An 11,954-nucleotide genomic window follows, 5' to 3' on the forward strand; every position below is an offset into this window, starting at 1 on the left:
ATTTATAATGACCTCATCACATTTAAAGTCAAATTCTCTCCGCACTGGACCCGATCTTTCAGGCCATTTTGGTCCTTATGGTGGGCGATTTGTTGCAGAAACCCTCATGCCCCTCATGATTGAGCTTGAAAAAGCTTATGAAACTGCCAAAACAGACCCAGAATTTCACGCAGAGCTTAAACTTCATTTGCGTGATTATGTTGGGCGGCCCAGCCCCCTATGGCACGCTAAACATTTAAGCGAGACAATTGGCGGTGCACAAATTTATCTCAAGCGTGAAGATCTCAATCATACGGGGTCGCATAAATTAAATAACGTGATGGGCCAAATTCTGTTAGCACGCCGTATGGGTAAAACACGTATTGTGGCAGAAACGGGTGCAGGGCAACATGGCGTTGCTACGGCAACAGTTTGCGCTCTTTTCGGGCTTAAATGCGTAATTTATATGGGTGCAACAGATGTTGAACGTCAAAAACCCAATGTTTTTCGCATGCATCTTTTAGGTGCTGAGGTTAAGGCCGTAACTTCAGGGGCTGGAACGTTAAAAGACGCCATGAATGAAGCCATGCGTGACTGGGTTGCTCACGTAGAAGACACTTATTTTCTTGTAGGCACGGTCGCTGGGCCTCACCCTTACCCTGCTATGGTCCGCGATTTTCAGTCAGTTATCGGTACCGAAGCCCGCCAGCAAATTCAGGAACAGACAGGACGCCTGCCTGATGGTATTATTGCCGCTATTGGTGGCGGCTCAAATGCTATGGGCATTTTCCACCCCTTTCTTGATGATGCAGAAGTGGCACTCTATGGTGTTGAAGCCGCAGGACTAGGGCTTGAGAGCGGAAAATTAGCGGCCTCAATTTCACGCGGAAGACCAGGTGTTTTGCACGGCAATCGTACATATTTGCTTCAAGATCAACATGGTCAAATTGAAGAGGCCCATTCCATCAGCGCTGGGTTAGATTATCCAGGTATCGGACCTGAACATTCATGGCTTAATGATATTGGGCGGGTAAATTATGTCAGTGCTACGGATAAGGAAGCTTTAGATGCCTTCCAAATTCTCACGCACAAAGAAGGTATTATCCCTGCCCTCGAAAGCGCTCACGCTGTGGCTTATGCTCAAAAGTTAGCCCCTAAAATGAGCAAAGATCAAATCTTGATTGTTAATATTTCAGGCCGCGGCGATAAAGATGTCCCCACAGTTGCGGCTCACCTTGGTGTAAAACTGTAAGGAACAGCGATCTTATGAGCCGTATTTCAGCCTGTTTTGCCGCTCTCAAAGCTCAGGGACGCGGTGCTTTAATTCCCTATCTTGAGGCCTTTGACCCTGACTATGAAACTTCTAAGAAGCTTCTGGCAGAAATGGCCCAAAATGGCGGTGATATTATAGAAATTGGAGTACCATTTTCAGACCCCGCCGCAGATGGCCCTACCATCCAGCTCGCGGCCAAACGTGCCCTTAAAGCGGGTGCAACTTTATCTAGAATTCTGGACATGGTGGCCGATTTTCGTCGAAATAACGATAATACCCCTCTGATACTTATGGGGTATCTGAACCCTATAGAACAGTTCGGGACAGAACGTTTTTTAGAAGAAGCCGCTAAAGCTGGTGTTGATGGGCTGATAATTGTCGATCTCCCTTTTGAGGAAGCAAAAGATGTTCGTGCATCTGCCAAAAGTAAAGGGCTTGATTTAATTCACCTTACTACACCTAACACCCCCGAGGACCGGCTTGAACTAACATTAAAAGAAGCGTCTGGTTTTATATATTATGTGAGCATTACCGGCATTACGGGTACAAATAGCGCTACTGAGGAACAACTTCGTCAGTCGATGGGTAGATTACGCAAAGTCACAAATCTTCCCGTCATAACAGGTTTTGGCATCGCCACCCCCGAACAGGCAAGATCTGCTTCTCATATTAGCGATGGTGCCGTGGTAGCTTCTGCTCTCATTAAAGAGATGGCAGGCACTTTGGAAGATGGCAAAGCCACTTCAAAAACAATCCCCACCGTTATCCAGTCTCTTAAAAAGTTAGCAGAAGCCGTCCGATCCTAAGGTCGCTCATATTATGGAAAAGCCGCGCTCTTTTTTGAGCGTGGCTTAGAGTGGTTTTTCTTAAAACCCTTCTTTTCGGACACGGCGTAAACCCAAGCCGAAAAGCAAGGATGAAAGCCCTGCTACCAAAAGTTCTATAGCGATCAATGTACCGATAAAGAAAAAGCCAGACCAGGGCAGATACCAATAGAGCAATATACCAACAACAAGCGTAATAGCACCCCCAAAAGCGGCAACCCACCAGTCAGGTGCGTGATCACGCTGGTTAACAGCCCAGAAAATTTTACTAAAACCACCTAAAACGAGCAAACCTGCTAAAAAGGCTGTCAAAATCTGTGAACCTGCAATTGGCTCAGCACACAAAATGAGCCCTGCAAGAATAATAAAAAAGCCAATAAGAAGATTTACCCAGCGCCCCATCATTCTATTTTTAAAATGCGCAATCCCTTGCACAAATTGAATCACGCCCCCTGCCATTAGCAGAATACCGAGCACAATTGTACTTGCCAAAGTGACGCTAAAAGCATCAATAAAAGCTAGAATCCCCAAGATTAACATGGCGATTCCCATGCCGATAAACCAGCCTGGCTTTAAGCCAACACGGGCCATCCCATCTGATAGATTCCTAAAACGATTCGACTCATCCATATCTTCAACCTTATAATATCGGTAATATACCTTTTTCTAAGGCTTGGTTAATGAAAACTAGCCTTAGACTGGTATCTTGATGTAAGCACCATTAAACTATGTCACAATCCTGTCACTGTGACGTTAACTCAGTGACGATAGTGAGCTAATCTGCGGAGAGTAAACAGAGACTATGAGCTGGCTGACCGAATATGTGCGCCCCAAACTGAGGAGCTTACTTCAACGGGATATCCCAGACAACCTCTGGACAAACTGCGAATCCTGCTCTCAAATGTTGCTCATTCGCGATTTGGAACGCAATTTAAAAATATGCCCCCATTGTGGCCATCACATGCGTGCCCTGGGCCATGAACGTCTGGCCTGGACTTTTGATGATGGGCAATATACCACAATCGAACTTCCAAAAATGCCAACTGATCCGCTTGGATTTCGTGATTCAAAACGTTATACAGACCGCCTTAAAGCAGCACGTACAAAGTCTGAACTTGACGAAGCTATGCTCGTTGCTCATGGCACAATCGGGGGTAACCCTGCTGTTATTGCTGTAATGGCATTTGAATTCCTAGCCGGAACAATGGGTGCTGCGCTGGGTGAAGCCTTTCTTGCTGCATGCCAACTTGCTGTATTGCAAAAAGCCCCGCTAATTATTTTTACCGCTTCAGGTGGGGCCCGCATGCAAGAGGGCATTGTTAGCCTTATGCAGATGCCACGTACAACAATTGGTGTACAAATGCTGCGTGAAGCCAAACTGCCCTATATTGTAGTCTTTACAAACCCGACTACTGGGGGGGTATCAGCCTCATTTGCAATGTTAGGCGATATTCATATCGCTGAACCCAATGCTCTTATTGCCTTTGCCGGGCCACGTGTTATTCGCGATACGGTGCGTGAAGAACTTCCCGAAGGATTCCAACGCTCGGAATATTTACGTGAACACGGTATGGTTGACATTGTTGCTAAAAGAGCAGAACTACCCGATTTGCTAAAGCGTCTTATTTCTCTTCTTGGCTCTAACAAGCCTCAAGAAAATGATAATGCTTCTGAAACGGGGCAAAAAGAAAAATTTCAAAAATAACAACCACCTTGGCGCTTAAGGTAGAATAGTCATTATGTCAGTTTCTCAGCAGCGTTTGCCGCCATCTGGCGAGTATCGTGGGAAGGCAGGCTTTGTTATTGCACGTTTGCAAGAGCTTCACCCAAAGTTAATTGACCTCTCCTTAGGCCGCCTTGAAGCTCTTTTAGCCAAGTTAGGCCATCCTGAACGCAATTTGCCACCAGTCATTCATGTCGCAGGGACAAATGGCAAAGGCAGCACATGCGCTAATTTAAGAGCCATTGCTGAAGCTGCTGGCCTGCGTGTGCATGTTATGACAAGCCCGCATTTGCTTAGTGTTACAGAACGTTTCCGTCTTGCTGGCCAGTTTGTCTCTGAAGAACAGCTTATTGAAACATTAGAAGAAATTGAGCGCATTAATAATGGCGACCCCATTACCGTTTTTGAAGTTTTAACCGCCGCAGGATTTCTTCTTTTCTCACGCACTCCTGCTGATCTTGCAATCATAGAAGTTGGACTCGGGGGCAATATGATGCAACCAACGTCATACCAGCACCAATAGCGTGCATTATCACCTCTATCAGCCTTGATCATCAGGCTTTTTTAGGTGATGACATCGTCACTATTGCGCGAGAAAAAGCAGGAATTATCAAAAATCATGTTCCTGTCATTATTGCCCCGCAGGAAAAAGACGTTTTGGCGCTTATACGCTCTATTGCCCAAGAACATTCAGCACCAAGTTATGTTTTAAATGATGAAATCACCCTTCAGGATTTAGCAAAGGGTATAAGCTATTCTGATCCTTTGGGCACATTATCCCTACCTCTTCCTGCATTGGAAGGACCTCATCAAAACCAGAATTCTGCCCTCGCCATAGCAGCTTTAAGACTGGCAGATTTGGCGCTTCCTCTCTCATCTTTTGCTGCTATTTCAAAGGCAAGCTGGCCCGCACGCTTACAACCCCTTAATGGCGCACTAAAAAAGATGCTTCCTCCGGAATGGTCTCTCATTTTAGATGGAGGGCATAATCCAGGGGCAGGAGAAGCTTTGGCCAAGGTCTTAAAAGACTGGAATGACCAACCTATTCATCTTATCGTAGGGTTAAAGGATAGCAAGGATGCAAGCGGGTTTTTACGCCCTCTCATGCCCTATGCACAGACTATACAAGCTGTTGCAGAGCCAGACCAGCATTTAGCCATGAATGTTGAAGCTATCATGAAATCAGCACAAAAAGCTGGTGGTAAAGCCCTTAAAGGCTCAACCATCAAAGCCGCATTAGCGTATTTAACCAGCCACTATGCAACAACGACCAAAGCCCGCGTACTCATTTGCGGTAGCCTCTATCTAGCAGGCTGCGCTCTTTCTCAAGACGGCACGAATCTTCACTAAAAAATTATTTCTCAATGTCACGCCCGCTTAACAAGGCTATAACTTAAATTCTATGAACGATTTAGTCCCCTCTTCGTCTGATACAACCTCCTCTCAAAGCATAACCGCTCTTTTGCAACGCTCTCCTCCAGCTAATTTAGCTGCTGAGCAGGCTTTGCTAGGGGCTATTCTAACCAACAATAAAGCCTATGAGCATGTCTCGGACTTTTTACATCCCTCTCACTTTTCAGATGAGATTAATGGCCGCATTTACGAAGCCATTACGCGACGCATAGAACGTGGACAGCTTGCCGATCCTGTCACGATGCGCGCTGAGTTTGAACATAGTGGCATTTTGGCAGGGGCTGGTGGACCTGCCTATCTTGCCCAATTGCTCAATGCGATGGTGGGCATTGTTAATGCTGGTGATTATGGTCGCGTTATTCACGATTGTTGGATTCGCCGTCAGTTAATCGATATTGGCGAAACTGTCGTCAATAATGCCTATGGTGCTCGCACAGAACTGGACGGGACTGACCAGATTGCCGCTTCGGAAGAGGCACTTTTCAAACTGGCCACTGATAAAGGGCAAGATGGAGGGTTTGTTTCCTTCGAACGGGCTTTGACTCATGCTTTAGAAACAGCAGAACAGGCTTTTCTTCGCACGGGCGACATTGTTGGTCTAACCTCAGGTTTACGAGATTTTGATAAAAAAACCGGTGGATTACACCCTTCTGATTTACTTATTCTTGCCGGCCGGCCAGCTATGGGTAAAACAGCTTTAGCCACAAAAATCGCCTTTTCTGCGGCACAAGCCATTATGCGCGAAGCAGAAGATAATAATACGCCTCCTAAAGGAAGCGTTGCAATTTTCTCGCTTGAAATGTCAGCAGAACAATTAGCAACACGTATTCTTTCTGAACAATCCGAAGTTTCGGGTGAGCGAATCAGACGGGGTGATATTGGACAAAAAGAATTTGACCGCTTTGTCCGCGTTTCAAGAGAATTACAGCGCCTCCCCCTCCATATTGATGATACGCCCGCTCTCTCACTCTCAGCCATGCGCACAAGGTGCCGCCGTCTGGCTCGCACAAAGGGACTGAACCTGGTTGTTATTGATTATTTGCAGCTCATGCGTCCTGCCATTGGCACAAGGCCAGAAAGCCGCGTCTTGGAAATTTCCATGATCACACAGGGCCTCAAAGCCATCGCAAAAGAACTTTCAGTACCTGTCATTGCACTGTCACAGCTCTCTCGTCAGGTCGAATCTCGCGAAGATAAGCGTCCCATGTTGTCCGATTTACGTGAATCGGGTTCTATTGAACAAGATGCTGATTTGGTGATGTTTGTATATCGTGATGAATATTACCTTCAACAGCGCCAGCCTAAAGAAACTACCTTTGAAAGCCCTGATAAATATCAGGCTGCTCTGGATGACTGGCAGCGTAAAATGGCTGCTATCCATAATAAAGCTGAGCTTATTATCGAAAAACAGCGTCACGGGCCAACTGGTACTGTACAGCTCTTTTTCGATGGGCAATATACGCGCTTTTCTGATCTTGATACATTCCATGAATAAAAATACAATCAAGCTAGAGAGCGAATAACCTTTATTTCTCGCATTAGCCCGGCGCATTTTCTGTGTTCAAAACGCGTTTTAAGGGCTTTGTCGTAAAATCGTTTCCTAAAGGCTGCCTTATCGCAATTCCAGTCAGCCTTTAGCTCTTTTCTCATAGAAATTATAACGATTCTTAAAGTTATAAAAATGTCCGTGAATTTATGCTGCTATAAAAAATGAACACCTACGTTAAATATATAATGAGGATGTGACACGACGTTACCGATACTCATCACATCTATTGAGCCAGAAGACTACAACACGCGCCTTCTTACTGCACCATAGCTACGTGCCAAATTACGCTCTTAAAAAGAGCCCTCTTGCAATCCGTTAAATTAGTAAAAGAGATGTAGTGGCACCCATTTCATCGCCATACACCCTTCACAAACACGCATATCTCTTTGTTATGTTACGAATATCGTTTAATTTCTAAAATGTCTTTGCCCTTGAAAGCTTAACAAAATAGTCTTTACGTCATCAAAAAACTAAATTTTAAAATCAAAAGTGCCCCGAATTATAAAGATTTGTTGAAATACTCCAATCTTTAACCCAGGGTGAAAGCCCTTCCACTCCAATAAGATTGAAACCTGCAAACTCACCATCCCAATAGCTAAGCCTGTTTTGTTTTTCTTAATGGCGCGTCAGTAAGCTGTTTCGCTCAGTCATAATGCGCCTCATCTGGCCTGCTATATCAATTGAAGAAATTTTATCAGTAGAAAATAATTTCGCTGATTCCATTGCTTATATAAAGCAAACGGGCGCCAAAAGTTCCTAATCCAATAGGTAAAACTCTTGGCGCATTATGTTTCTGTAAAAAGATAATTATCTGCTCACAGACATAGACTTATATTTTATACTACCAACTATAGTAGTTTTTTATTTTTTCTCTAAGCATTCCGCAATGAATCTATGAATTGCTACAGCCCTGTGACTATAACGATTTTTTTCTTCATCACTCATTTCACCAAATGTACGTTCATCTTCTCTACAGTCAGGATTTTGTCCCTCTGGAATAAACATAGGATCATAACCATGTCCTTGCTCTCCTCGCGGTGGCCAACAGATTCTGCCTGCGACTTCTGCTCGTACAAATTGTTTCACGCCATCTGGCCATGCCAGGCAAAGCACCGTGACAAAAGAGCCTGACTGATCATTGCTATTACTGGCAACCATCTCATCATGAACACGTTGCATCGCTAATTTCATGTCACGCTCTGGACCGGCCCATCGAGCAGAATAAATACCTGGTAACCCTCCTAAAGCCGCAACACAAAAACCTGAATCGTCAGCTAACGCTGGCAAATTCGTCGCTTTCGCTGCTGCAAAAGCTTTGAGTGCAGCATTGCCCTCAAAGTTATCTTCCGTTTCATCAGGTTCGGCGAGACGAAAATCTCCAGCAGAATGTACCTTAATGTTATAAGGTGCCAAGAGCTTCATGAATTCACGAATTTTGCCCTTATTATGGGTAGCAAGAACGATCTCTGCTCCCACTGGTAAAAGGCGTTTATGAGCATTTTCTGGCATTATGCCACCCCGTCTTTATTTCCGACGCGCCTTATTTTGCGCTTCAATTAGCTCTTTTATGCCTTTTTCAGCTAAATCAAAAAGTGCGAAGAATTCCTTTTTTTGAAAAGGTTTATCTTCTGCCGTACCCTGAATTTCAACAATACCGCCATCGCTTGTCATAACAAAATTTGTATCTGCCTGCGCATTGCTATCTTCAGCATAATCCAGATCAAGCACTGCCCCCGCCTGTGTGAGGCCACATGAAATTGCAGCTACCTGCCCTGTCAAAGCCGAGGAACGCCCCATTTTGTCTAAAGCCTGCGCTAAGGCCACCCAAGCTCCCGTAATAGAAGCACAACGTGTCCCTCCATCAGCATTTAACACATCGCAATCGAGAGTGATTGTACATTCACCTAAAGCTTTAAGATCGACACAAGCACGCAAAGAACGACCAATCAAACGCTGGATCTCTTGCGTACGTCCTGACTGTTTACCCTTAGCCGCTTCACGATTACCACGCGTATGGGTTGCACGAGGAAGCATACCATATTCTGCTGTTACCCAACCCTGGCCTTTATTTCTTAAAAAGGGCGGTACTCTCTGCTCAACAGACGCTGTGCAAAGCACTTCCGTACCTCCCACTCTAATGAGAGCAGACCCCTCAGCATGATGAGCAAAATTTGTTTCAATAGAAACAGCTCGACACTCATCTACAGCACGGCCTGAAGGTCGCTTTGTCATAACTTCATCCTTATCGTTCATTTTCAGCTACATAAAGCCTTTATAGCCTCAGCATAGAGGACCTTTCATCATTAGTCATGTGATGAAACAGAGCTGAAATTAAGGCAGCTATCGACGCCACAAAACAACCATAAGTTGCAAATTTACATCGTTACCGAAAAATGTAGTCATAAAATATGTGTTGTTAGAAGGTTTTGACTTAGCTTCTTTGATTCTTACGAAAAAAAGGCCTTACTCAAATTTATGGCTTAACTATTTCAATAATGTGTATTTTATAAGGAAACTAATTTGTCATGCTAGAAGATGGAACATATGCCCAACACTTAGCCTCTCTCAAGCCCAAACACCACCAAGACAGTATCATCCGGATCCCTCCATTCTTAGCGGAATCGAGAAAACGTTTTCCCGTTGAGATTAATATGAGCGAAGATCTTTGGAAGTATGCGCTTTTGATAATGTCTGTCTCTCCAGGTGGAAAAATCTTAACCAGAGATCTCATTGACACTCTTCCCTGCTATGTAAAATTACCAGAACCCCATAAATATAAAAACAGGGCTCGGGCAAACCCGATAATTTTCCAGCTGGTGCGTAACCTGAAATCACATAAATCAAATGACTCTAATTTTATTTACCAAAAATATGCACAGGACATTCCTTTTGGTTTTAAAATAACCTCAAAAGGTCGTGAATTTGTAAAAAATTACTTCAAATTAAACCCTCCTTTTTCCACAAACCCATTCCACCATAAAAGATAGTTATAAAAGATTAAATATTTCTTAATATAATAATTGATCTGGACCATTTTAATATAAATTTTCCAATATTCAGATCATTAGTTTTAAATAATTGAAATGAAAGTGATAATTTCTAAAAATTATTCGCTATGTAACAGTTGTAAGAAATTCATTATTTTTATCTATTATTATATAAAATTATCTACCCCTTTTCATGCTTTAATTGATAATAAATTTTGAGCTAGACTGTCACTTCTGGCCCTCTTACATATTGTCAATCCGGTGCTATGCCAGTTTTTACGTTAAAACTAAGCATCTCGCGGTCACAAAATTAAGTATGAACTAGTTTACTTAATATTTGTTTATTATTAAAATAGTTTTACTATTATTAATTTTAGTTTAAATATTAAATTTTTAAGTAGATATAAAATAATATATATTATATATATTTACAAATTAATTTATTTTATAAAAAAATTTATCCGTATTATTTTTTGACTTCAGGATATCCCATAATATATTTTATTTTTATAAAAATAAACAATTTCTATTGTTCACTCTTTCATTATGTAAAGTATAAAACCTTGAGCATCGCCCATTTATAAAAACGTTTTTATAAGTCTATAAATGTGAAGTTATTTCATTTTAAACTAAGCGCAATGTGCCGTGTCAAAGTTGGGTCCATGACCTGATAGATATAAATCCAACATGATTTTACTGCACTAATCAGCGTCTGAATATGCATTCCTTAGCAGAGTCATACTCTCATAACCCCTATAATTTTAAGCAGACTATAGATTGCGCCTACGATGGCAGAGCAGAAATCATCTAAAGACTCTCTTGAAAAATGCCTCTTTTAAGCACTTTCACAGCCCATAAAAACTACCTGACTGCCCACTGTCCCTAGTTATAATTATTGAGACGGATATAGAATCGAGACTGAACGGGATAACTGAGAGAGATAGAGTTAGAAATTGTAATTTTCCGGGAGGGGCGGATGGGGCAATAGGAAAGAAGATATTTCTTTCTTTTAAAACCATGGGCGGATTTTTGATACCTGCCCCTGTTCTCTCTTTATCCTTAAGACAAATTTATAAAACATCTCCCGAAATTTAGGAAAATACTTTAACCCTGTTTGAAACGTGTTTCAGAACAGATTTTAGACAAATTGCTCAACGCAACTAACCTTTATAGACAGCCTCCTAGTGCGCCATAGCACGCACGCTGGGGCGCTCTCATATTGCCTTTGAGACTAGAGAAAAATAATGTTAGCCATGAAGGATAGAAAAATTAGGCGCGGCTTAACTATCCAGACGGATATGACCAATAACTTTTCCTATGACGCGAACTTCAACATCTGGAACAGCAGCGCCCCAGCAAATATCATCCATTGCTACGTCAAAATCCTGGTAATCCTTGTTGTCACTCATAATCATATAAGTACGCGGATCTTTCAAACCAAGCCGCTTTACCAAAACCAGACCATTAACAGATAGGACATAAATGCCTGGCTCTATCTGCTCTGGCTTGTAATTCACAAAGATAACATCCTGCGGCCTAATGCTAGGCAGCATACTGTCACCCCTGACCCTCATCATAAATAAATGATGCGGGATAAAGCCCAGAATTTCGAGAAGAAAACGCCTGGAAACCGGCATTTCTTCGGTATGCTCCCAATTATGAGGCATAAGAGCATGCCCAGCCGCAGATTCAGCAGGTAGCCACGGCAACATGCATAAATCACCCTCACCCCCATCGCAGGATAATCAGAGTGAGAAGACTCCTCCTTACCCAGAGCAAGCCATTCAAGTGAAACACCGCAGGCCCCTGCCAAACGAATGGCAGCATCCAGCTTCATATTACGTCCTGCAAGATAATTATTAAGCGTTCCCAGAGGAACACCAGAATTCTGTGAAACAGCTTTGTTTCCACCAGCTTTCTGAATCGCAAATTTGAGACGCTCTATCCTGTTTTCTTTTCCGATGTCTTCTTCGGAACTGTTTAGTTTCTGTTTGGAGATGTTATCCATTTAAAAACCTCAAAAATTGACAAAATCCCTCAGGTTTCGTAACAAAACTAAAACATTACAATTATTTTAACTTCGTAATTGCTACTTTAAGTTCCAATTTTGCTATTTTACATTATAATAAGAAAGGAAACATCGGGAACATGTTTCGATTTCAAAGTTAGAAACGGGGCCGATTGCTGCCAACCTGAAAAACGAGAG

Annotated in this window: 10 protein-coding genes and 1 pseudogene; 6 read left to right on the forward strand and 5 right to left on the reverse strand. The window is 42.8% G+C overall.

Annotated features, from left to right (window positions below):
* The first annotated feature begins 7 nt into the window (after positions 1–7).
* Together trpB and trpA are read left to right on the forward strand one after the other, a co-directional pair.
* Entirely contained in the window at positions 8–1,231 is a 1,224-nt protein-coding gene (gene trpB / locus GT348_RS07005; protein WP_160619087.1) for a tryptophan synthase subunit beta, read from the forward strand.
* A 14-nt stretch (positions 1,232–1,245) separates the two neighbouring features.
* Positions 1,246–2,058 (forward strand): tryptophan synthase subunit alpha, encoded by an 813-nt coding sequence (gene trpA / locus GT348_RS07010; protein WP_160619088.1) that lies wholly within the window; start codon positions 1,246–1,248, stop codon positions 2,056–2,058.
* Positions 2,059–2,118: 60 nt separating this feature from the next.
* On the opposite strand, the gene GT348_RS07015 is transcribed toward trpA, so the two are convergent.
* Entirely contained in the window at positions 2,119–2,706 is a 588-nt protein-coding gene (locus GT348_RS07015) for an HdeD family acid-resistance protein (RefSeq protein ID WP_236646459.1), read from the reverse strand.
* A 172-nt stretch (positions 2,707–2,878) separates the two neighbouring features.
* On the opposite strand from GT348_RS07015, the gene accD reads away from it, so the two are divergent.
* The 3 genes and pseudogenes from accD to GT348_RS07030 all read left to right on the forward strand — a co-directional run bounded on the left by accD (position 2,879) and on the right by GT348_RS07030 (position 6,707).
* A complete protein-coding gene (accD, locus tag GT348_RS07020; RefSeq protein ID WP_160619089.1) occupies positions 2,879–3,781 on the forward strand; it encodes an acetyl-CoA carboxylase, carboxyltransferase subunit beta in 903 nt (300 codons plus the stop codon).
* 34 nt (positions 3,782–3,815) lie between these two features.
* Positions 3,816–5,149: pseudogene (locus GT348_RS07025) on the forward strand (bifunctional folylpolyglutamate synthase/dihydrofolate synthase).
* Positions 5,150–5,201: 52 nt separating this feature from the next.
* Positions 5,202–6,707, forward strand: a complete 1,506-nt coding sequence (locus tag GT348_RS07030; RefSeq protein ID WP_160619090.1) for a replicative DNA helicase — start codon at positions 5,202–5,204, stop codon at positions 6,705–6,707.
* A 915-nt stretch (positions 6,708–7,622) separates the two neighbouring features.
* On the opposite strand, the gene rdgB is transcribed toward GT348_RS07030, so the two are convergent.
* Both rdgB and rph read right to left on the reverse strand, forming a co-directional pair.
* Positions 7,623–8,270 (reverse strand): RdgB/HAM1 family non-canonical purine NTP pyrophosphatase, encoded by a 648-nt coding sequence (rdgB, locus tag GT348_RS07035; protein WP_160619091.1) that lies wholly within the window; start codon positions 8,268–8,270, stop codon positions 7,623–7,625.
* Positions 8,271–8,285: 15 nt separating this feature from the next.
* Positions 8,286–8,993, reverse strand: a complete 708-nt coding sequence (gene rph / locus GT348_RS07040; protein ID WP_160619488.1) for a ribonuclease PH — start codon at positions 8,991–8,993, stop codon at positions 8,286–8,288.
* Positions 8,994–9,286: 293 nt separating this feature from the next.
* On the opposite strand from rph, the gene GT348_RS07045 reads away from it, so the two are divergent.
* The gene (locus GT348_RS07045) at positions 9,287–9,748 is read left to right on the forward strand and encodes a hypothetical protein (RefSeq protein WP_160619092.1); all 462 of its coding nucleotides are present in this window, start codon (positions 9,287–9,289) and stop codon (positions 9,746–9,748) included.
* Between the two features lie 1,280 nt (positions 9,749–11,028).
* Here the strand turns inward: GT348_RS07045 and GT348_RS07050 are convergent.
* On the reverse strand, positions 11,029–11,415 hold the full coding sequence (locus GT348_RS07050; protein ID WP_369692630.1) for a S24 family peptidase: 387 nt from the start codon (positions 11,413–11,415) through the stop codon (positions 11,029–11,031).
* Positions 11,322–11,756: a helix-turn-helix domain-containing protein gene (locus GT348_RS07055; RefSeq protein WP_160619094.1), complete on the reverse strand. Its 435-nt coding sequence runs from the start codon at positions 11,754–11,756 to the stop codon at positions 11,322–11,324. Before GT348_RS07055 ends, GT348_RS07050 begins: the two co-directional genes overlap by 94 nt.
* Between the last annotated feature and the right edge of the window lie 198 nt (positions 11,757–11,954).

It is taken from the genome of Aristophania vespae, from assembly GCF_009906835.1.
Classification (GTDB): Bacteria; Pseudomonadota; Alphaproteobacteria; order Acetobacterales; family Acetobacteraceae; genus Aristophania; species Aristophania vespae.

What these genes read in the sequence shown, in the direction of transcription:
- trpB (WP_160619087.1), top strand. Translation starts at nt 8, where the DNA reads ATGACCTCATCACATTTAAAGTCAAATTCTCTCCGCACTGGACCCGAT.
- trpA (WP_160619088.1), top strand. Translation starts at nt 1,246, where the DNA reads ATGAGCCGTATTTCAGCCTGTTTTGCCGCTCTCAAAGCTCAGGGACGC.
- GT348_RS07015 (WP_236646459.1), bottom strand. Translation starts at nt 2,706, where the DNA reads ATGGATGAGTCGAATCGTTTTAGGAATCTATCAGATGGGATGGCCCGT.
- accD (WP_160619089.1), top strand. Translation starts at nt 2,879, where the DNA reads ATGAGCTGGCTGACCGAATATGTGCGCCCCAAACTGAGGAGCTTACTT.
- GT348_RS07030 (WP_160619090.1), top strand. Translation starts at nt 5,202, where the DNA reads ATGAACGATTTAGTCCCCTCTTCGTCTGATACAACCTCCTCTCAAAGC.
- rdgB (WP_160619091.1), bottom strand. Translation starts at nt 8,270, where the DNA reads ATGCCAGAAAATGCTCATAAACGCCTTTTACCAGTGGGAGCAGAGATC.
- rph (WP_160619488.1), bottom strand. Translation starts at nt 8,993, where the DNA reads ATGACAAAGCGACCTTCAGGCCGTGCTGTAGATGAGTGTCGAGCTGTT.
- GT348_RS07045 (WP_160619092.1), top strand. Translation starts at nt 9,287, where the DNA reads ATGCTAGAAGATGGAACATATGCCCAACACTTAGCCTCTCTCAAGCCC.
- GT348_RS07050 (WP_369692630.1), bottom strand. Translation starts at nt 11,415, where the DNA reads ATGCCTCATAATTGGGAGCATACCGAAGAAATGCCGGTTTCCAGGCGT.
- GT348_RS07055 (WP_160619094.1), bottom strand. Translation starts at nt 11,756, where the DNA reads ATGGATAACATCTCCAAACAGAAACTAAACAGTTCCGAAGAAGACATC.